Genomic DNA, 19,734 nt, shown 5'->3' with positions numbered 1-19,734 from the left:
TGAAGACGAGACCTACCATGCGGATTATTCAAGCGACCCTCGAACACCTCGACCTGCTGACCCCGTTGTTCGTCAAATATCGCGAGTTTTACGGTTCCCTGCCGTATCCGGACTCGTCCCGGGCGTTCCTCGAGAAACGCCTGCGGCGCAAGGAATCGGTGATCTACCTGGCCCTGGCCGATGACGACAACAACAAACTGATGGGTTTCTGTCAGTTGTACCCGAGCTTTTCGTCTCTTTCGCTTAAGCGCGTGTGGATCCTCAACGATATCTACGTCGCCGAAGACGCCCGCCGCCAATTGGTGGCCGACAACCTGATCCGCACCGCGAAAAAAATGGCCAAGGAAACCAATGCCGTGCGCATGCGCGTTTCCACCAGCAGCAATAACGAAGTCGCGCAGAAAACCTACGAATCCATCGGGTTCAAGGAAGATACCGAGTTCAAGAACTATGTGTTGCCGATCAGTGACGGGCTGTAACACATAGCCTGAAGTTGCGTGCTTTTGGGTGAGGGGGCTTGTCGGAACGCCGCATCGCCCCGTTCGACTGCGCAGCAGTTGCAAATTGCTGAATGCGGTATGCCTGAAGAAACGCGCCGTCTGGTTTAGGGGTCGCTTCGCAACCCAACGGGGCGATGCGGCGTTCCGACAAGCACCTCGCCACAGGGTAATGCGCAAGGGCAAATACCCCGATCGCCCCATCGACATCCCCCGCTACAAACTCGAGGCGTTTTACACTTCTCTCCCCGTATAATGCCCATTCTTCCGGCTCGTAAGAAAAATTACACTCCGCTGTAGTCTTACGCGAAGCCATCCGCACAGGCCTGCAGAGTCGGGCCATCACCACAGGTGCTATTCATGGATTTCAACCCGATCGACCTTATCCTGCATCTCGATGTTTACCTCGACCTGCTGGTGACCAACTACGGGGCATGGATTTACGCCATTCTGTTTCTGGTGATCTTCTGCGAAACCGGTCTGGTGGTGATGCCATTCTTGCCGGGCGATTCCCTGCTGTTCATCGCGGGCGCCGTGGCGGCCGGCGGCGGCATGGACCCGGTGCTGCTGGGCGGCCTGCTGATGCTGGCGGCGATTCTGGGTGACAGCACCAACTACGTAATCGGCCGCACCGCTGGCGAACGGCTGTTCAGCAACCCGAACTCGAAAATTTTCCGCCGCGACTACCTGCAACAAACCCACGACTTCTACGACAAGCACGGCGGCAAAACCGTGACTCTGGCGCGTTTCCTGCCGATCATCCGTACCTTTGCACCATTCGTCGCCGGTGTTGGCAAAATGCCTTACCCGCGCTTCTTTGCCTTCAGTGTCCTGGGCACCATCCTCTGGGTGGGTGGCCTGGTCACCCTCGGTTTCTTCTTCGGCAACGTACCGTTCATCAAGCAGAACCTGTCGCTGCTGGTGGTGGGCATCATCCTGCTGTCGCTGCTACCGATGATCATCGGCGTAATCCGCAACCGCCTCGCCAATGCCTCGTCCAAAGCCGAACCCCGCTGACTCACGATGTGGTCCCTTAGCGCCTGGCGACGCCAGCGTACCCTGGCCAGGCATCCGATTGCCGACGACATGTGGCAACGGGTGCGCCATCACCTGAGTTTTCTAGATGGCCTCAGCGCAGACGAAGACCAGTGGCTGCGGGAAGCCTGCGTGCTGTTCCTGCAAGACAAACACTTGACCGCCCTACCCGGCGTCGAACTTCACCAGGAACAACGCCTGCTGCTCGCCGCCCAGGCCCAATTGCCGCTGATGCATCTGGGCGACCTGAACTGGTATCAGGGTTTCCACGAAATAATCCTTTACCCGGACGACTTCCTCAGCCCCCAGCGCCATCGCGATGCCAGCGGCGTCGAACACGAGTGGGACGGCGAACACAGCGGCGAAGCCTGGCCACAAGGCCCGATCATCCTCGCCTGGCCCGGCGTGATGGCCAGCGGTGGCTGGGAAGGCTATAACCTGGTCATCCACGAACTCGCGCACAAACTCGACATGCTCAACGGCGACGCCAATGGCCTGCCGCCGCTGCATGCCGATATGCGCGTCAGCGACTGGGCCAAGGTGATGCAAGAGGCGTATGACGACCTCGATCGGCAAGTGGACCGCAACCCTGACGCGCAAACCGCCATCGACCCGTACGCAGCGGAAAACCCCGCCGAGTTCTTCGCGGTCACCAGCGAATACTTCTTCAGCGCCCCGGATTTGCTGCACGAGGCTTATCCACAGGTCTATGGGCAGTTGAAGCTGTTTTATCGTCAGGACCCATTGGCCCGGCTGCGGCAACTTCTGGCCGAGAACCCTGTCTATCAGGCACACGACTAACGTCTACGCGACCTCTGGTCCATAGCGTCGAAGGCGGAATATGCCTATAATCGCCGCCACTTTTTGGTCAATCCGGCCAAGTATTTTTGGTCAACTAACGGGGGCACCGCCCAATGAGCTACAGCAAGATTCCGGCTGGCAAAGACCTGCCGAACGACATCTACGTCGCGATCGAGATCCCGGCCAACCACGCGCCGATCAAATACGAAATCGACAAAGACAGCGATTGCCTGTTCGTTGACCGTTTCATGGCCACCCCGATGTTCTACCCGGCCAACTACGGTTACATCCCGAACACCCTGGCTGACGACGGTGATCCCCTCGACGTGCTGGTCGTGACCCCTTACCCGGTTGCCCCAGGTTCGGTAATCCGCGCTCGTCCAGTCGGCATCCTGAACATGACCGACGACGGCGGCGGCGATGCCAAAGTGATCGCGGTTCCACACGACAAGCTGTCCCAGCTGTACGTCGACGTGAAGGAATACACCGACCTGCCACCGCTGCTGATTCAGCAGATCGAGCACTTCTTCGCGAACTACAAAGATCTCGAAAAAGGCAAATGGGTGAAGATCGAAGGCTGGGCCGGCGCAGATGCCGCCCGGGACGCGATCACCAAGTCGGTTGCTGCCTATAAAGGCTGAGAAGCCGCGGTAAGCTTCTAGCTGCAAGCGCCAAGAAGAACCCCGGTTGATCCGGGGTTTTTTGTGGGCGCTCCGCTCAGACACTGACCTTTAACGGTACGTGGAACACTTCTTGGCTTTGGTTTTTTCCTGTTTAAATTCCACTAAAAGCGTCTTACATCCAGTCTTAAATTTCCCTCGAAATTTGAACGGATCGTTTATTCAATCCCCCATCCTGCGCCAGTAAACTCGTGTTTATGAAAAAGAACACTAGCGGCCCACGGTTTAGAGCGCTCCTCGAAGCATCGAAAATCACAACCACAGGATTTGCCGCTTTCTTCGACACGGAAGCGCAAAATATCCATAACTGGTACACCCGAGGTGTGCCCGCCTACCGCATGGAAGAGGTTGCCAGACTACTGTCTGTAAACAGCGACTGGCTGAAAACCGGAGAAGGGCCGAAAGAGTCCTCACGCCTGCGCGTGCTCGACGAGGCCGGCAACACCTTCGACGCCCAGGCCATCCGCGGCATCTACACGGTGATCGAGCCCATCGACGTCGAGTTGCCTTTCTATAAAGAAACAGCCACCGCCCCGGGCTCCAACAAAACTCACGTCGTCAAAGACCCCAGCCAATCCATCCGCCTGCCTCGCAGCCACCTGGACTCCCTGGAAATCAACCACGCCGACGCTATTTGTACCCGCATGATCGGCAACAGCATGGGGGAAAAAATTGAAGACGGTTCGACGCTTGCGATCGACCGCGGGCTGACTCAGGTTATTGATGGGGAGATTTATGCGATCGAGCATGACGGGATGTTGCGGATCAAATACCTGCATCGGATGCCGGGAAATGCACTGCGGTTGCGCAGCTATAACAAAGCCGAGTATCCGGATGAGATCTTCAGTGCCGAACAGATCGACAAGCAAAACATAAGGGTATTGGGATGGGTATTCTGGTGGTCGACGCTCAATAAACGGCGGCCGTCCGTACCGTTTCTCTAAGCGTTAAAAGATCGCAGCCTTCGGCAGCTCCTACGGTGAGATAGGGAAATGCAGGTGGCTGTAGGGGCTGCCGAAGGCTGCGATCTTGGCAATTCCCGAAAACCAAACTGCCCGGCCCCATACAGAAACGCTCCTACCACCACCCCCCATTGCTCTACCCGGCACGTCCCGCTGGGAATTCTTCAAAAAAATCAGTATGCTGCGCCCCACATTTGCGCATCGACCCTTCTTCAGGCTCAGATCGCACCGACAAGGCAGATGACTTTCTCGCCAAGTCCCACAGCCGGACGCAAGATCCGGGTGTACGTTTTGAAGGCTGGCGCGGTTTACCAAAAATAAACCAAGCCAGTCCCCGAGAAGCCGGCCACAAGCCGGCTTTTTAATGCCCGAAATAATCCCCAACACTCTCCTGACCCAATCTCCCTCATCCCCCTTCCTGGTGAAATCCCTCATCAGGCGTCAAGTCGTGCGCACACGCATGCCTGCACTCTATCGAGACCAGACAGGTTTCCAACTGTCATGGTCGCTCAACGATACAGTTCGTTGCCCATCCCCGTCGCCGTACCGGTACATCCCTCGCCAAGCTCCCTAATCTGCAGGTCGTCATCAGGCACCCACGCCTCAGTTCGCCAATTACCGATAAAAAATGCAATAAAAAAAGGAGCTGCAATTGAACACTGATGAAACAGTGGTTGTCACCGGAGTGACATCGGGTATTGGTCTGGCCTGTGCCAGGAAGTTGATAGAGCAGGGAAACAAGGTCGTTGGGATCGGGCGCAGAACCGAGCGCCTCAATGCATTGGCCGATGAATTGGGGGAACGTTTTTACCCCCTAAGCTGTGATGTGCGTGACATCGACTCACTCAACATACAGTTGAAACAACTTCCCGATGCATTTGCCGCCTTTAGCAAACTCATCAATAGCGCTGGCTTGCTTCAGGGACAAGGGACGTTACTGGACGTCTCGGATGCTCAAATATCCACCATGCTGGAAACCAATGTTCACGGTTTGATCAATGTCACTCGGGCGGTATTACCCACGCTGATAGAAAGTGGGTGCGGGCATATTATCAATCTGACCTCGATTGGCGCTCATTATCATTACGCCGGAGGCCATGTCTATGCGGCATCCAAGGCCTTTGTCGACCACTTCGGACAATGCCTGCGCACCGAGCTGGTGGGCGCACGGGTCCGGTTGACCAACATCGCCCCGGGTAAAACCCGCTCAGAATTCGCCTTGGTTCAGTTTGCCGGCGATCAAGCCAGAGCCGACCGCGTGTACAGCACACTGACGCCGCTTGAGCCGATGGATGTTGCCAACTCGATCCTCTGGGCCCTGCATCAGCCCTCCCACGTCAATATTAATCTTATTGAACTAATGCCCGCTGATCAGGAACTTTCATACCGGTGATCCCATGAGCCAATCTCTCGCCCACTACTATGTCAGAAACAAACTCACCCACAAGTTGATCAGCAAGCGTGTGCTGTCACCTATTTCACTTTCCCAGCAGCCACCGGCTGATTTGGTACAGGCACTTTGCATTGAAAGCGAAGTGTCAAAGTTGTCAGCGGTTTATGCCCAATTCCAACACTCGGACGATGGCCAGACGGGTCTTCCTCGTTACATGCCGTTTTATCGTTTCATTCAGTCAAAATTCCCCGGCTTTCAATGGCAGGTTCGTTCCACTCAGGGCAAGAAAACCTTGATTCTGGACAAGCCGTACATCAACCAAAGCCGTCCTTCGCTATTGAATTTGCTGTTGTGTGCGATCAACGACAACACCGCCACGACCCCCGCCCTGAAAGTGCGGTACCCCGCCATGCGAGAACTGCCGGACGAATTGGTGGTGGATCTCGAACAGGCCTTTGAGCGCCTGTCATTTGCCCAATCAGCGCCACACTTTGTAGCGCGTTTCGCCCAGGCCCTGGCCAAGGGATTGGCCGGTGAAACCATTACCCTGGTCTCTCCGGTGTGCCCTGATTACGGCTACGAAAACAAGAATGGCCGCCTGCGTTATACCTTCGAGCATCTGGGCGAAGGCATCGGGCTGGTGGCCGGACGTGTGGTCAAGACCCTGCCTGACCTGCAAGCAGTGCTGAAAAAGCACGGCATCGATGCACGGATCGCCGTCGCGGCCGGGGATTTTGAAGGGTTTGACGCCAGTACCCTGAACCGCCTCAAGGAAACACGCGAAGGCTTCGCTCACAAATTGCGAATCAGCCAGCAAAAAATCCTCGACGTTCTTGGCCCTGACGCCGAGTCGATCATGATCGCCGAAGCCGCCGGTGGCGAAGACTGCTGGCATGCACTGACGGCTGAGGCACAACAGCGCCTGGCACACCAGGAAAATGGCTGCATCGTTGAGGATGATCTCGACTACGCCTCCATCTTCAGTGCACGACTGCCGCTCTATCAGGCGTGGCACCAGCAGCGCAGCAACGAAGAACTGATGCAGATCCTCTATGCCCAGGGTGCGGAGTATGCGGCCATCGGCAAGGTGTTTGCCCAGCAGTGGACCAACCCCATTGTTATCGGTGCGGATCACAATCGCATGCAACCCTTCTATTGGTTGTACAGCACCATTCCTGTTCTTTACTTGACCAGGGTTTACTGATGAACGCCCGTGAAAGTGCAGGTCAATGCACTCTCTACTGTCAGTACGGGCCACAGAGCGATGTCCGCGCCAGCTATGCCCATCTGCCCTTCCAGGGTTTCTGGACCTGGCTGACTGGCAAGGGGCAGGCACTTGCACCCGAGGCGTTGAAAAGCGCAATGAATGAGAGCGGCGAGCGCTTTCTGGTGGCTCATTTGCTGTTCACCTGGGTAGTGATGATCGCCTTGGTGATGCTTGGCCACGCCGTTCTGGAAGGTGCTTTTGCCACGGGTACGTCAGTGGTGCTGGTGCTGGTGGGCTGGGTCCTGATGGTTAACCGCTTGCGCAGCATGCAAGCGACCTTCCACTACTTGACCCACGGCGCGGTGCTCAAGGACAAGGCTCGCGCACAGCGCTATGCCAGGCTCTTTCTGACCACGCCGCTGCTGTACCAGGACTGGGACACCTATAACCAGAGCCATGTGCGCGAACACCACAACATCCACGTGTTGTGTTCTGACACGGATCCCGACCAGCGCTTCATCCGCGAGCAAGGTTTTTACCCGGGGATGCCTGAAGCGGTCTACTGGTGGCGGGTTTGCTGCACGCCCTTTCGCCCCGTTTACCTGATGCGCCAATGGCGTGGGACGTTGCTCGACAGCTTTGTTCGTCTTGACCGTCGTGAAGCGCTGTTTCGCTGGGTGTTCTGGGGCGTATTGCTGACGCTGCTGTGGGCGGCAGGCGGGTTGCAAGCTTTTGGCTTGATGTATGTGATCCCACGCGCCGTGCTGTTTGAGCACTCCATGTGGCTGCAATTGTTTACCGAGCACCTGTGGTTCTATCGCCGGGACACCCGGAACACCGAGAAAAGCCACTATGGCCGACTGACTTGGGGTCGTTTCCAGGGCCGTACACCGCCAGAGCGCGGGATCATCGCGCATGCCGTCTGGGCGCTGAAATGCGCTCTCTACGATCTACCGGTGCGCTTGTATGTGTACCCGCAAGACTTGCCCAACCACGACGCACACCACCGTCGCCCCAACGTGCATTACCGGCATATCGCCAATTATCGCGCCAGCGTCGAGCAACAGCCCTCCCCTTATGGCCCGTTCCTCGAAGTCTGGGGGTTCATGGCGGGGCTGTACCTGATTCGCGACCATTTGTGTCGAGGGGTGGTCGAGCCGTTTACCCCTCGGAAATCTTCTCTCAATACCCCAAACAGCCTGTACCCAACGTCCACCTCTCAAGGAGTCTGAGCAATGCAAGAGACGATTCAAGCTGCGAACCATGAACTGAAGAACAACGCCTACGCCTCCCTTAAAGCCTCACAGCTGTTTTCTCAAGAAGAGCTGGAGTACATGGAAGCGGCGTGCCAGGTCATCCCCAAAACCATCATCGAAATCGGCGATGTGGGCGAAGAAAACTTTCTCGCGGTGGGACGCTTCATGGAGGATCAAAAAGGCCAGTTACCCGTGTATCGCAATGATCCTTACGGACAACGCGTGGTGGAAATCCTCTCTTCGGGGAAAAGTCGTGAGTTCTTCAACGGCATCATGGAAGCCGAGTGTTTTATCCGTCGCTGCCAGTCCAATCTGCTGGAAGCCGGCAACTTCATCGGCAAACACATCGATACCTACAGCAACCTGGAATATCGCTACTCCGTGGTGATCCAGTTCGGCAAACAATACGAAGGCGGCGAGTTTTTTATCGAGCATGAAGGCCGCGAATCGCAATTTAAAACCGGCTACGCCGATGTGCTGATCAATCGCTGCGAGATTCCCCACGGCGTACGCAAGGTGGAGAGCGGCACACGCTCCTCCCTGGTGTTTTTCCTGAGCACCAGCCCGTTGGACAAACCCAACCTCAACAACAAACAGATCTGATCGGCGTGTACGTCCACCCCCGCAGGGTGGACGCTCGACCGACGAAGCCATAAGGAAACGTCCCATGACACAAACCAACGTAGCCAGCTTTCAAGAAACAAAGAATCAAGACCTGCAAGCCTATTTCCTGGGCCTCATTTCGGTCGCGGCCTTTGCCATGACCTTACCGGCGGCAAAAATGCTCGCTGGCGACCTGAGTGCCCTGCAAGTCGGATTCTTTCGGTCGGTGTTGGCTGCGTTTGCGGCAATTCCCTTTTTGCTTATCGGTCGGGCAAAGTTTCCCAATCGCTCACAAATCAAGCGGATGTTGCTGACCTCCACCGGGATTGTTTATGGCTTTCCGATTCTCACCGCGCTGGGCATGCAGTACGTGCCGGTCAGCCATGGTGGCGTGGTGCTCGCGGCACTGCCGCTGTCCACAGCGATCTTCGGCACGCTCATCACAGGCACTCGCCCGTCCAAAATGTTCTGGGCGGTTTCAAGCCTGGGCTTCTTGGTGGTGATGGCCTACACCGTCATCAAGTCGGACGTTTCAGACATCTACATCGGCGACCTGGCGCTGCTGGGCGCCGTGCTGCTGGCCGGTTTTGGCTACGCCCAAGGCGGTGCACTTTCCAAAGAACTGCCAGGTTGGCAGGTCATGTGCTGGACCCTGGTCATCAGCCTGCCTGTGCTGCTGCCGGTCAGCCTCTGGCTCTATGACGCCCAGACTATCGCCAACTTGCCTGGACAAGGCGTCGCCGCCCTGTTGTTCCTGGCCCTGATCAATTCCCTGCTGGGTTTCTTCTCCTGGAACCGCGCCTTGGCCTTGGGTGGCATCCAGCGCATTAGCCAGCTGCAGTTGCTGCAACCGTTCTTCACTTTTGCCTTTTCGATCATCCTGATGGGCGAGTCCTGGAACTGGTTGACCCCGGCCGTTTGCGCCATCGTCATCGTGCTGGTCTGGCTGTCCAAGCGGATCTGAACAGGACAGCGCGCTGGCCAACCAGCGCGCTCCATCAGGCCTTGCGCATCGTGATTTCCCATCCTGATTCCGATATCGGCTCCAGCGACACTAACCACACCATGCTCAACAGAACCCTGATCGAAGGCTTTTCGGCTCAGTCGTTACAGCATCTCCACACTCAGAGGGAAACTCACTCATGACTTCTTCGAGCTTTTTTCGCCCCACCTCTGAACCGCAACAATGGGACGCCTCGCAGCATGAAAACAACGCCCGTTTCGTCGCTCATCTGGCCAATGGAGCGGTGGAACTGTTGGCCCTCAAGGCTGGCGAGCGGGTCTTGGACATCGGTTGTGGCGACGGCTACCTGAGCGAGCAATTGGCTCGGCAAGGCGCTGACGTGGTGGGTTTCGACTACAGCCCGGAACGGGTGAAAGCCGCACGTTTGCGCGGCCTGGATGTGAGGCTGGGGAATGCCGAGGAGCTGATCTTTCACCAAGAGTTCGACGCGGTGTTCAGCAACGCTGCCATGCACTGGATGCGACGTGCCGATCAAGTCGCCCATGGGACCTTTATGGCACTCAAACCCGGTGGGCGTTTCGTCGGTGAATTCGCCGGCGCCGAGAATGCCTTACTGATCCGTCAGGCGATTCATGGTGCCCTCGAACGTAGATCCGTCGATACACAAGACATTGACCCCTGGTACCTGCCCACCGCTGGTGAATACCAACAGGTGCTGGAAAACGCCGGGTTTCACGTCAGCTTCATCAGCTGGTTTGAACGACCCGTAGTGCTGGATTACCCCATTGCCCAATGGATACAAACCTTTGGCAGCCCTTACCTGACGGTGCTGCCCGTTGAGGACCGCGCGGGTTTTCTGGAAGAAGTGACGGAGGAGCTGGCCAATGACCTGCTGAACGCCGACGGTCGATGGATGGTGGACTGCACACGCTTGCGTTTCAGAGCGCAGAAAAACGCATAACCCACGGCTTACTGAAAAAGAGCGGCACATTGAAGCATCAGCAGATGGCGGGCGATGCTGCCGTCGAACTGGGAATAACGATATGTCTATGAAAACCAATGGATTAACGCTTAAGTCTTTTTACGCCGATGCCCAGGTGTGGTCGAGCCAGGACGGTAAACCACTGTACTGGATCGATGACATCAGCCTGGCCGTCAACGGCTCGGAAATCCTCGAGGATTCACTCATTCAATCCCTGCACGATAATGACGAAGTCCAGATCCTCAATGGCGTCATCTACTCCTATGCAGACCTGGGTGAAGTGGCCACTCTGGTGGAATACTTCGAAAGCTGGCAGCAAAATCGGGAGTCGATACACCGCCCTCCTTTCACCTGTGAAACGCCGCCGGGCAGCGAGATCGACTGTCATCAGGCTGACCCGGGTCGTCTCAAACGCCGTGTTCGATGACTCGACGGGCTGTTTCGCTGCCGGCCTGAGATTCGATGAAACGCTTGAACTGGATGTCATTGCAGTGGCTGACGTTCAGGCGGATGTACTGATCGTAGTCCCGGGTGTTGCTGAACAACGACCCTGGAGCCAGAAAGATGCGGGCGTCATGGGCCTGTTCAATCAGACGGCGAATATCCATGTGCGCGGGAAAACGTCCCCACAGGAACAAGCCATCCACGCCGGGTTCGTCAAACACCACGCCGACCTTGCCCAGCCACTCCCGCGCCCTGACACGTTCCTGCATCACCCGCTGACGCAAGGCATCCAGATGGTGTTGATAACGCCCGGATTCCAAGGTGTACGTCACGATGGTTTCGTCCAGGGATGAGCCGCACAACAAGTTATACATCTTCTGCTCCACCAGACGCTCGACAAAGGCCGGCGGTGCCGCCACATACCCAAGGCGCAGGGCAGGACTGAGCACCTTGCTGAAACCGCTGATGTAAAACGTGCGATTCAAACCATCCAGGCTGGCCAGTCGGAGCGTTTGCTTGGCAGACAACGAGCCGAAAATATCGTCTTCAACAATATGAAAATCATATTTCTCTGCCAGCGAAAGAATCTTGAACCCATTGGCCGGGGAGGTATTGCCGCCAGTGGGGTTGTGGATCAGGGTCTGGGTCAGAAACAGTTTTGGCCGGTACTTGATCAGTATCGCCTCCATGGCCTCCAGGTCCGGACCATCACCCATTCGTGGCACCGTGATGATGTTGAAATCCCGCCCCTTGATCAGCTTTAACTGCAGCAACAAGTAGCTTGGATCCTCGACCAGCAGGTAATCACCCGGTTTGAGCATGACATTACGTATCAGCGAGAACGCATGGGTAGCACCCACCGTCACCACAATCTGGCTGCTGGAGGCATTGATATGAACCTCTCGCAACTTGCGCGCAATCACCGAGCGCAACGCCTGGCTCCCCGCTGCGGGCGCCGGGACGCTGCAAGACAACGTGTTACGAATCAACCGTCCGGTCACAGAAACAGGCACAGCTTCAGCCAGCCAGGACGGAGGAAAGTAACCTGAACTGACGGGGATATCGTACTGGGAAGGGTCCAGCGCGCGGTACAGAAACCCCGCATGCAGACTGGACGGCGGGATCAACTCGTCAAGGTCCTTGAGGGTTCCCGCTGGATTGGTCGCCAGAATAAAGTAACCGGCGCCGGGTCGGGACTCGATAATGTGCTGCGCCACGAGATCCTCGTAAGCGCTACTCACCGTAAAGTTACTGACGCCCAGTTGTTTGGACAGCGCCCTGACCGATGGCAACCTGCTGCCTTGAACCCATTGAAAAGATTCAATGCGGCTAATAATTGCGCTTCGGATCTGGTCCACCAACAGCGTCTTACTGCTGCGATCTATCTCGAACATCTCATTCCCTTAATGAAACCACCGCTATCATGGCCTTCCTGATGCCTGACAAAGCGCAGGCCGATGATCGACAGGCCATTCGCGCCAACAGCCGCCTGCGAGACTGGACCCTGAAACTATGTAAGCAAAGTTTACGCCAGCGCTCAAAAACTGCCTCGTTTAATCCAATTTCTGCAGCGATCCTGAACGCCCACCGATTTCTCTCATCACCGCTCAGATTTTTGCCTGTTCCTGACAACCGGTCGAGCGTTAACCTATCGGAACCGGTAATTATGTCAGCACCGCCGTCACACTTACCGCCTATTTGCCCCAACTCCCTCTCTCTGCTAGTGTCGCGCCGGTTTAACGTCAACCGGAAATAGCCGCCATGGCCCGCAAAAAAGCTGCACTGGATTTCGAACAATCTCTCGCTGACCTGCAAACGCTGGTGGAGCGTCTGGAGAACGGCGAATTGTCGCTGGAAGACTCGCTGACCGCTTTCGAGCAGGGCATCGGGCTGACCCGCGATTGCCAGGCGGCGCTGGCTCAGGCCGAGCAGAAGGTTCAAGTGCTGCTCGAGCGTGATGGTGAGCTGGCCGAGGAACCCTTCGACGCGGATCAGCCAGAATGATTGCGGCGTATTCGGCGACCAGCCAGGCCCGCGTCAATGCGGCACTGGAAACCCTGTTCAACGCACCGAGTCCTGAACTCGCCCGCCTTTACGAAGCCATGCGCTACAGCGTGATGAATGGCGGTAAACGCGTGCGCCCGCTGCTGGCTTACGCCGCGTGTGAGGCACTGGGCGGCAAGGCCGAGCAAGCCAATGGCGCGGCCTGTGCGGTTGAGCTGATCCACGCCTATTCGCTGGTGCACGATGATTTGCCGGCCATGGACGACGACGATCTGCGTCGCGGCCAGCCGACTACGCATAAGAAATTCGATGAAGCCTGTGCAATCCTCGCTGGTGACGGTTTGCAGAGTCTGGCCTTCAGCGCCCTGCTCGACCCGCGCTTGAGCAGTTGCGACGCCGAAACCCGTTTGCAGATGGTCAGCGCCCTGGCGTTGGCGGCAGGTCCGGCGGGCATGGTCGGCGGGCAAGCTATCGATCTCGGCTCGGTGGGCCTGAAGCTCGATCAAAAAGCCCTTGAATACATGCACCGGCACAAGACCGGCGCGTTGATCGAAGTCAGCGTCAAACTCGGTGCCCTGGCCAGCGGGCACGCCGCGCAGGACGAACTGAAGTCCCTGCAGAGTTATGCACAGGCCATTGGCCTCGCATTTCAGGTCCAGGACGACATTCTCGACGTCGAAAGTGACACCGAAACCCTCGGCAAACGCCAGGGCGCCGATATCGCTCGGGATAAGCCGACCTACCCGGCCCTGCTCGGTCTCGACGCAGCCAAGGCCTACGCCCTGGAACTGCGCGATCAGGCCCTGCACGCGCTGCGACCGTTTGACGCGGCGGCGGAGCCATTGCGCGATCTGGCCCGGTACATCGTCGATCGCCGCAGCTGACGGCGTATCCGCCAAAAAAAACCAACGCGTGGGCAGGGGGCGATGCATCAGGTAAACTGCCGCATCTTTTATACCTATAACGATTCGCCTGATGCCCACGACGTTTCATGAGATTCCCCGCAAGCGCCCGACCACGCCCCTGCTCGACCGTGCCAACACGCCGGACGGCCTGCGCCGGTTAGGCGAAGCCGAGCTGGAAACCCTGGCTGATGAGTTGCGCCTGGAATTGCTCTACACGGTCGGTCAGACCGGTGGGCATTTCGGTGCAGGCCTGGGCGTGATCGAGCTGACCATCGCGTTGCATTACGTCTTCGACACCCCGGACGACCGGCTGGTGTGGGACGTGGGTCATCAGGCCTACCCACACAAAATCCTCACCGGCCGTCGCGAGCGCATGAGCACCCTGCGCCAGAAGGACGGCGTTGCCGCCTTCCCGCGTCGTTCCGAGAGCGAGTACGACACCTTTGGCGTCGGCCACTCCAGCACCTCGATCAGCGCAGCGCTGGGCATGGCGATTGCCGCCCGCCTGCAACACAGTGATCGCAAGGCGATTGCAGTGATCGGCGACGGCGCACTGACCGCCGGCATGGCCTTCGAGGCGCTGAACCATGCGCCGGAAGTGGACGCCAACATGCTGGTGATCCTCAACGACAACGACATGTCGATCTCGCGCAACGTCGGCGGGTTGTCGAACTATCTGGCGAAAATCCTCTCCAGCCGCACTTACGCGAGCATGCGCGAAGGCAGCAAGAAGGTCCTGTCGCGCTTGCCCGGTGCCTGGGAAATCGCCCGTCGCACCGAAGAATACGCCAAAGGCATGCTGGTTCCCGGCACCCTGTTCGAAGAGTTGGGCTGGAACTACATCGGCCCGATCGATGGCCACGACCTGCCGACCCTGATCGCCACCCTGCGTAACATGCGCGATCTGAAAGGCCCGCAATTCCTGCATGTGGTCACCAAAAAAGGCAAAGGCTTCGCTCCGGCGGAAGTCGACCCGATCGGTTACCACGCCATCACCAAACTCGAACCGCTGGACGCTCCGGCCGCTGCGCCGAAGAAAGCCGGCGGGCCGAAGTATTCCGGTGTGTTTGGTGAATGGCTGTGCGACATGGCCGCAGTCGATGCGCGCCTGGTCGGGATTACCCCGGCGATGAAGGAAGGCTCCGATCTGGTGGCTTTCAGCGAGCGCTTCCCGGAGCGTTATTTCGACGTGGCGATTGCCGAGCAACATGCTGTGACCCTCGCCGCCGGCATGGCCTGCGAAGGCGCAAAACCGGTGGTGGCGATCTATTCGACGTTCCTGCAGCGCGCCTACGACCAACTGATCCATGACGTCGCGGTGCAAAACCTGGACGTTCTGTTCGCCATTGACCGTGCTGGCCTGGTGGGCGAAGACGGCCCGACGCACGCAGGCAGTTTCGACCTGTCGTTCCTGCGTTGCATCCCCGGCATGCTGGTGATGACCCCGAGCGACGAAAACGAACTGCGCAAAATGCTCAGCACCGGCCACCTGTACAACGGCCCGGCGGCAGTGCGTTACCCGCGTGGTACCGGCCCGAATGCACTGATCGAGAAAAACCTCGAACCGATTGAAATCGGCAAGGGTGTGGTCCGCCGTCAGGGCAGCAAAGTCGCCCTGCTGGTGTTCGGCGTGCAACTGGCCGATGCATTGAAAGTCGCCGAGAAGCTGGATGCGACCGTGGTCGACATGCGTTTCGTCAAACCGCTCGACGAAGCGCTGGTTCGCGAAATCGCCGGCAGCCACGAGTTGTTGGTGACTGTCGAAGAGAACGCCATCATGGGCGGTGCCGGTGGCGCGGTCAGCGAATTCCTCGCCCGGGAAAACATCCTCAAATCGGTGCTGCACCTGGGCTTGCCGGATGCCTATGTGGAACACGCCAAGCCTGCGCAGATGCTGGCTGAGTGTGGGCTGGATGAGGTTGGGATCGAAGAAGCGGTGCGTCAACGTCTGCAACTGCTGAATATCTAAACATCAGACATATGCAAAACCCTGTGGGAGCGGGCTTGCCCGCGATAGCGGAATGACAGTCGACTTATTCATTGACTGACACTCCGTCATCGCGGGCAAGCCCGCTCCCACATTGGTTTGTGCAACCTTCAAGAATGTGTTCACTTTAAAGCGCCAACGGACTGCCCATGAAACTCCCCCGCCTCGCCCTGGCGCTGGCTCTCCTGCCGGCCAGCCAACTCTTGGCCGACACTTTCGAACGCGACCAGGCCCTGAAACTGCCGGACGTGCTGATCAGCGCCAACCGTCAGGTCGAAGCACGCAATGACAGCAGCGCTGCAAACACGGTGTTCACCCGCGAAGACATCGACCGTCTGCAACCGAGCAGTGTCACGGATCTACTGCGCCGCGTACCGGGTGTACAGGTCGGGCAAACCGGTGGGCGCGGCAGTCTGCCGGGGGTGTACATTCGCGGTACCAAGTCGGCGCAAAGTCTGGTGTTGGTCGACGGCCAGCGCATCGGCAACTCGACCTCTGGCGACAGCAATCTGCAACACATCAACATCGAACAGGTCGAGCGCGTAGAAGTGCTGCGCGGTTCGCGCTCGGTAATTTACGGCAGCGATGCGATTGGCGGGGTGATCCAGATTTTCACCCGCCGTGGCGGTGAACAAGGCCTGCAACCACGCATGCACGTGGGAGTTGGCAGTAACCAGACTTGGGAGCGCAGCCTTGGATTGTCTGGCGGCAACGCGCAGACACGCTTCAATCTCGGTGCCAGCCTCGACGAAACAGCAGGCATCAATCGCACCCACGAGTCTTATCCCAGTGATGGCGATCACGACGAATACCGCAATAAGTCGGTCAGCTTAAGCCTGAGTCACGCCCTCACCGACGACATCGAAGTCGGCGCCAATCTGCTGGATAACCAGGGCAAAAGTGCATTCGACAACCCGTTCGGTCGCTTCGACATGAACACCTTCGAATCGGTCCAGCAACAGCCCTACAGCGAGTTCTCTGTGAGCAGCGTCAGCAGTTACATCGATGCGCGCATCAACGACGCCTGGAAAACCCGCGTCGAATTCGGCCACAGCGAAAACCGCGAGAAGACGCTCGACAAGCTCAGCGACGAGCGCAGCGTGTTCAACACTTACCGTGATTCAGTGAACTGGCAGAATGACCTGACCCTGGATGAGCGCAACAGCCTGATCCTCGGCGGCGACTGGTACGAAGACCGGATCAACAGCAGCACGGCGTTCGACGAAGACAGCCGCTGGAACGGTGCGGCGTTTATCCAGCATCGCTATCAGGCCGACAGTTTCTCTACCGAACTAGGCCTGCGCCGTGACCAGAACCAGCAGTTCGGCAGCCAGAACAGCTGGAGCGGCACGTTCACCCTGCCGCTGAACCCGGACAACGATGTGCTGTTGACCTACAGCGAAGGCTTCCGCGCGCCGACCTTCAACGACCTGTACTACCCGGATTTCAGCAATCCGGATTTGAAACCCGAAACCTCGAAAAGTTATGAGCTGCAATGGCGCAGCCAGCTGACGCAGAGCAGTCGCCTGGAAGCCTCGCTGTACCGCACCGATCTGCAAGACGCGATTATTTTCGGCAGCAACAACCGCCCGGCGAACGTCGCTTCGGCGCGGATCAACGGTTTTGAGGCGGCCTTGAAACAAGAGCTGTTCGGCTGGCAGAGCAACCTCGGCGTCGCAATCATCGACCCACGGGATCGCGACAGCGGCCACACCCTCGCCCGTCGTGCACGGCGGACGTTGAGCCTGGATCTGGATCGGCAGTTTGACCGACTCGGCTTCGGAGCCAGTTGGCAAGCGGTGAGCAGCAGTTATGACGACGAGAACAACCAGCAGCCGTTGGGCGGGTATGCGTTGTTGGGGTTGCGTAGCAGCTGGGCGCTGAATCGCGAGATCAAGCTGGAATTGAAGGTCGATAACCTGCTGGACAAGGCTTACAGCCGGGCGTTGTACAGCCATGGTGGCAGTCAGTATGGGTATCGCGAGGAAGGCCGGGAGTGGATGTTCGGGGTGACCTGGACGCCGGGGTTTTGACCAGAGATTGTGGTGTCTGAGCCCGCGATGAATGCGCCTCGGTCTTAATGGTCGGGCGCGATCAACTGGCATAACTTGGCAGTCGCTTCGATCATCTGCCCACTCGGCCGCTCCAGGCCTTTATCCGTCACCAGCAGCAATTGCCCCTGCGCCACCGCCGTTACCTGGGGCCAGCTCTTCCATGCATCGAGTTGCGCCTGATCACTGGCCAGAATCACCTCGGGATTGCGCTGCAACACCGCCTCTACACTGACCTGCGGAGCAGGCTGCGTCAGGTCGGCAAACACATTACGCGCCCCGCAGACCTCCAGCGCATCGCTGATGATCTGCCCACCGCCCACGGTGTACAGCGGCCGATCCCAGACTTGATAAAACACCCGTAAGGGCTCGTACCTTCGATAGCGCTGGCGCAGGGAATCGAGTCGCTGACGCAGATTTTCGGCCAATGAAACTCCGCGTTCCGCTCTGCCGAGTTGCGCAGCGATCACTTCAATCTGGGCGGTAAGTTGTTCGAGGTTGTGAGGTTCGGCGACATAGGTGGGAATATTCAGCCGCTTGAGCTGCTCACGCTGAGCCGGCCCCACACTGCCTGGCCATAGCAGCAACAGATCGGGCTTGAGGCTGAGCAGTCGTTCCATGTCCAACTGGCCGTAGCTGCCAACGGAAGGAATGTCTTTGAGTTCAGCGGGACGTTCGCCAGCATCCAGCACACCGACCAGAAGGTCAGCCGAGTTCAACTCAACGACGATTTCAGAAAGCGACGGTGCCAGACTGACAACCCGCTCAACCGCAGTCGCCGAGCCGCTGGCGGCCAATAGCAACACCGCCAGCCAGATGCTGCGCATCAGCCGAGTTGTCGCGGGATACGGTAGAGGTAGAACAGCACCGTGGTCGACAATGCCAGCAGCACCAGCGGTACGGCTTCAAGACCGACGAATACCGCCAGCGCACCGATCCAGGCGGGCAGGCCGGCGACCAGAAACGCGGCACGGCGTTTCGCGGCCAGGGCGATCCAGGCGTCGGGTTCTTCAGGGGTGTCGAGAGCTTTCTGGGTGGCGATCAGCGCGTGCTTGTAGCCGCCAAAGAATTTCAGGCTGACAAACATCGAGGCCACACCGGCGATGAACAACGGCATGGCCAGCACCGGCAGAATCGCCTCGCTTTGGCCGAATACGCCGTTGATCACGAACAGCGGCACCAAGGCCAGCGCCAGGTATTGCCACCAGTTGACGGACAGTCGCCGCCGCACTTGGCCGCGGGTCACGCCCGGTCAACCTCGCCCTGATGCTCGTTGCCCATCATATGGTCGAGCTTGCTCGCCTTGGTGGCCAGATAGAGTTTGTTGTGCGGGTTGTGCCCGGTGTGCAACGGCACGCGCTCGGCCACCACGATGCCCATGTCGGTCAAAGCTTTGACCTTGCGTGGGTTGTTGGTCATCAGACGCAGGGACTTCACGCCCAGGTGCTCCAGCATCGGCAGGCACATGGCATAGTCGCGCTGGTCGGCGGCGAAACCCAGACGCTCGTTGGCTTCAACGGTGTCGGCACCGCCGTCCTGCAATTCATAGGCGCGGATCTTGTTCAACAGGCCAATGCCGCGACCTTCCTGACGCAAGTAGAGCAACACGCCACGGCCTTCACGGGCAATCGCCTGCAAGGCTGCCTCGAGTTGCGAACCGCAGTCGCAACGCTGGCTGAACAAGGCATCGCCGGTCAGGCATTCGGAGTGCAACCGGCCGAGTACCGGAGCACCGTCGGCGAACTCACCCAGGCTCAGCACCACGTGCTCGCGGCCGTTCTCTTCATCGAGAAAGCCATGCATGGTGAATTGCGCAAAAGGTGTTGGCAGCTTGGAAGCGGCGACAAAAACGACAGGCACCGGTGTGCTCCTGATCTATATGTACTGAAGATTCGCAGAGGCGGCATTGTAACAGCACGTTCCCGCAGACGCTTAGGCTGAATTATGGGGCATAACGATCAAA

At 58.1% G+C, this 19,734-nt stretch carries 20 protein-coding genes; 16 read left to right on the top strand and 4 right to left on the bottom strand.

Annotation, left to right across the window (positions count from 1 at the left end):
• Positions 1-17: 17 nt before the first annotated feature.
• The 12 genes from MMG91_RS18950 to MMG91_RS18895 all read left to right on the top strand — a co-directional run bounded on the left by MMG91_RS18950 (position 18) and on the right by MMG91_RS18895 (position 10,807).
• Positions 18-479, top strand: coding sequence for an N-acetyltransferase (locus MMG91_RS18950; RefSeq protein WP_030129561.1), 462 nt, complete (start codon positions 18-20; stop codon positions 477-479).
• 378 nt (positions 480-857) lie between these two features.
• Entirely contained in the window at positions 858-1,514 is a 657-nt protein-coding gene (locus MMG91_RS18945; RefSeq protein WP_305447046.1) for a DedA family protein, read from the top strand.
• A 6-nt stretch (positions 1,515-1,520) separates the two neighbouring features.
• Complete coding sequence (locus MMG91_RS18940) at positions 1,521-2,333, top strand: zinc-dependent peptidase (RefSeq protein WP_310660371.1); 813 nt, start codon at positions 1,521-1,523, stop codon at positions 2,331-2,333.
• Between the two features lie 113 nt (positions 2,334-2,446).
• Positions 2,447-2,974, top strand: a complete 528-nt coding sequence (ppa, locus tag MMG91_RS18935) for an inorganic diphosphatase (protein WP_008052339.1) — start codon at positions 2,447-2,449, stop codon at positions 2,972-2,974.
• Between the two features lie 236 nt (positions 2,975-3,210).
• Complete coding sequence (locus MMG91_RS18930) at positions 3,211-3,957, top strand: S24 family peptidase (protein ID WP_305503437.1); 747 nt, start codon at positions 3,211-3,213, stop codon at positions 3,955-3,957.
• A 670-nt stretch (positions 3,958-4,627) separates the two neighbouring features.
• On the top strand, positions 4,628-5,368 hold the full coding sequence (locus MMG91_RS18925) for an SDR family NAD(P)-dependent oxidoreductase (protein WP_305447058.1): 741 nt from the start codon (positions 4,628-4,630) through the stop codon (positions 5,366-5,368).
• Positions 5,369-5,582: 214 nt separating this feature from the next.
• Positions 5,583-6,572 carry a hypothetical protein gene (locus MMG91_RS18920; protein WP_305447059.1) on the top strand — a complete coding sequence of 330 codons (990 nt, stop codon included), beginning with the start codon at positions 5,583-5,585 and terminating at the stop codon, positions 6,570-6,572.
• Positions 6,572-7,807 carry a hypothetical protein gene (locus tag MMG91_RS18915; RefSeq protein WP_305447060.1) on the top strand — a complete coding sequence of 412 codons (1,236 nt, stop codon included), beginning with the start codon at positions 6,572-6,574 and terminating at the stop codon, positions 7,805-7,807. The genes MMG91_RS18920 and MMG91_RS18915 overlap by 1 nt, the downstream gene beginning before the upstream one ends.
• 3 nt (positions 7,808-7,810) lie before the next feature.
• Positions 7,811-8,434 (top strand): 2OG-Fe(II) oxygenase, encoded by a 624-nt coding sequence (locus MMG91_RS18910; RefSeq protein WP_305447061.1) that lies wholly within the window; start codon positions 7,811-7,813, stop codon positions 8,432-8,434.
• A gap of 64 nt (positions 8,435-8,498) precedes the next feature.
• Entirely contained in the window at positions 8,499-9,398 is a 900-nt protein-coding gene (locus MMG91_RS18905; protein WP_310660370.1) for a DMT family transporter, read from the top strand.
• 178 nt (positions 9,399-9,576) lie between these two features.
• Entirely contained in the window at positions 9,577-10,359 is a 783-nt protein-coding gene (locus MMG91_RS18900; protein ID WP_310660369.1) for a methyltransferase domain-containing protein, read from the top strand.
• A gap of 82 nt (positions 10,360-10,441) precedes the next feature.
• Positions 10,442-10,807 (top strand): hypothetical protein, encoded by a 366-nt coding sequence (locus MMG91_RS18895; RefSeq protein WP_305447064.1) that lies wholly within the window; start codon positions 10,442-10,444, stop codon positions 10,805-10,807.
• Here the strand turns inward: MMG91_RS18895 and MMG91_RS18890 are convergent.
• A complete protein-coding gene (locus tag MMG91_RS18890; protein ID WP_310660368.1) occupies positions 10,788-12,218 on the bottom strand; it encodes a PLP-dependent aminotransferase family protein in 1,431 nt (476 codons plus the stop codon). The genes MMG91_RS18895 and MMG91_RS18890 overlap by 20 nt on opposite strands.
• A gap of 367 nt (positions 12,219-12,585) precedes the next feature.
• Between MMG91_RS18890 and MMG91_RS18885 the strand changes: the two genes are divergently transcribed.
• The 4 genes from MMG91_RS18885 to MMG91_RS18870 all read left to right on the top strand — a co-directional run bounded on the left by MMG91_RS18885 (position 12,586) and on the right by MMG91_RS18870 (position 17,753).
• Positions 12,586-12,828, top strand: coding sequence for an exodeoxyribonuclease VII small subunit (locus tag MMG91_RS18885; RefSeq protein WP_007894317.1), 243 nt, complete (start codon positions 12,586-12,588; stop codon positions 12,826-12,828).
• The gene (gene ispA, locus MMG91_RS18880; RefSeq protein WP_305447066.1) at positions 12,825-13,712 is read left to right on the top strand and encodes a (2E,6E)-farnesyl diphosphate synthase; all 888 of its coding nucleotides are present in this window, start codon (positions 12,825-12,827) and stop codon (positions 13,710-13,712) included. Before MMG91_RS18885 ends, ispA begins: the two co-directional genes overlap by 4 nt.
• Before the next feature lie 91 nt (positions 13,713-13,803).
• Entirely contained in the window at positions 13,804-15,702 is a 1,899-nt protein-coding gene (gene dxs, locus MMG91_RS18875) for a 1-deoxy-D-xylulose-5-phosphate synthase (RefSeq protein WP_305447067.1), read from the top strand.
• A gap of 167 nt (positions 15,703-15,869) precedes the next feature.
• Positions 15,870-17,753 carry a TonB-dependent receptor domain-containing protein gene (locus MMG91_RS18870; protein ID WP_310660367.1) on the top strand — a complete coding sequence of 628 codons (1,884 nt, stop codon included), beginning with the start codon at positions 15,870-15,872 and terminating at the stop codon, positions 17,751-17,753.
• Between the two features lie 44 nt (positions 17,754-17,797).
• Here the strand turns inward: MMG91_RS18870 and MMG91_RS18865 are convergent, their stop codons facing one another.
• The 3 genes from MMG91_RS18865 to ribA are packed head-to-tail and all read right to left on the bottom strand — an operon-like array spanning position 17,798 to position 19,631.
• Positions 17,798-18,598, bottom strand: a complete 801-nt coding sequence (locus MMG91_RS18865) for a cobalamin-binding protein (protein WP_310660366.1) — start codon at positions 18,596-18,598, stop codon at positions 17,798-17,800.
• Positions 18,598-19,017, bottom strand: a complete 420-nt coding sequence (locus MMG91_RS18860) for an MFS transporter (RefSeq protein ID WP_095054591.1) — start codon at positions 19,015-19,017, stop codon at positions 18,598-18,600. The genes MMG91_RS18865 and MMG91_RS18860 overlap by 1 nt, the downstream gene beginning before the upstream one ends.
• Complete coding sequence (ribA, locus tag MMG91_RS18855; protein WP_007906827.1) at positions 19,014-19,631, bottom strand: GTP cyclohydrolase II; 618 nt, start codon at positions 19,629-19,631, stop codon at positions 19,014-19,016. The genes MMG91_RS18860 and ribA overlap by 4 nt, the downstream gene beginning before the upstream one ends.
• Positions 19,632-19,734: the final 103 nt, after the last annotated feature.

Source organism: Pseudomonas sp. JL3, from assembly GCF_031570575.1.
Lineage (GTDB): Bacteria > Pseudomonadota > Gammaproteobacteria > Pseudomonadales > Pseudomonadaceae > Aquipseudomonas > Aquipseudomonas cucumis.
This window is presented reverse-complemented; position numbering and strand designations above follow the sequence as displayed.

What these genes read in the sequence shown, in the direction of transcription:
- MMG91_RS18910 (WP_305447061.1), top strand. Translation starts at nt 7,811, where the DNA reads ATGCAAGAGACGATTCAAGCTGCGAACCATGAACTGAAGAACAACGCC.
- dxs (WP_305447067.1), top strand. Translation starts at nt 13,804, where the DNA reads ATGCCCACGACGTTTCATGAGATTCCCCGCAAGCGCCCGACCACGCCC.
- MMG91_RS18885 (WP_007894317.1), top strand. Translation starts at nt 12,586, where the DNA reads ATGGCCCGCAAAAAAGCTGCACTGGATTTCGAACAATCTCTCGCTGAC.
- MMG91_RS18940 (WP_310660371.1), top strand. Translation starts at nt 1,521, where the DNA reads ATGTGGTCCCTTAGCGCCTGGCGACGCCAGCGTACCCTGGCCAGGCAT.
- ispA (WP_305447066.1), top strand. Translation starts at nt 12,825, where the DNA reads ATGATTGCGGCGTATTCGGCGACCAGCCAGGCCCGCGTCAATGCGGCA.
- MMG91_RS18900 (WP_310660369.1), top strand. Translation starts at nt 9,577, where the DNA reads ATGACTTCTTCGAGCTTTTTTCGCCCCACCTCTGAACCGCAACAATGG.
- MMG91_RS18905 (WP_310660370.1), top strand. Translation starts at nt 8,499, where the DNA reads ATGACACAAACCAACGTAGCCAGCTTTCAAGAAACAAAGAATCAAGAC.
- MMG91_RS18950 (WP_030129561.1), top strand. Translation starts at nt 18, where the DNA reads ATGCGGATTATTCAAGCGACCCTCGAACACCTCGACCTGCTGACCCCG.
- MMG91_RS18890 (WP_310660368.1), bottom strand. Translation starts at nt 12,218, where the DNA reads ATGTTCGAGATAGATCGCAGCAGTAAGACGCTGTTGGTGGACCAGATC.
- MMG91_RS18865 (WP_310660366.1), bottom strand. Translation starts at nt 18,598, where the DNA reads ATGCGCAGCATCTGGCTGGCGGTGTTGCTATTGGCCGCCAGCGGCTCG.
- MMG91_RS18945 (WP_305447046.1), top strand. Translation starts at nt 858, where the DNA reads ATGGATTTCAACCCGATCGACCTTATCCTGCATCTCGATGTTTACCTC.
- MMG91_RS18930 (WP_305503437.1), top strand. Translation starts at nt 3,211, where the DNA reads ATGAAAAAGAACACTAGCGGCCCACGGTTTAGAGCGCTCCTCGAAGCA.
- ppa (WP_008052339.1), top strand. Translation starts at nt 2,447, where the DNA reads ATGAGCTACAGCAAGATTCCGGCTGGCAAAGACCTGCCGAACGACATC.
- MMG91_RS18920 (WP_305447059.1), top strand. Translation starts at nt 5,583, where the DNA reads ATGCCGTTTTATCGTTTCATTCAGTCAAAATTCCCCGGCTTTCAATGG.
- MMG91_RS18895 (WP_305447064.1), top strand. Translation starts at nt 10,442, where the DNA reads ATGTCTATGAAAACCAATGGATTAACGCTTAAGTCTTTTTACGCCGAT.
- MMG91_RS18870 (WP_310660367.1), top strand. Translation starts at nt 15,870, where the DNA reads ATGAAACTCCCCCGCCTCGCCCTGGCGCTGGCTCTCCTGCCGGCCAGC.
- MMG91_RS18915 (WP_305447060.1), top strand. Translation starts at nt 6,572, where the DNA reads ATGAACGCCCGTGAAAGTGCAGGTCAATGCACTCTCTACTGTCAGTAC.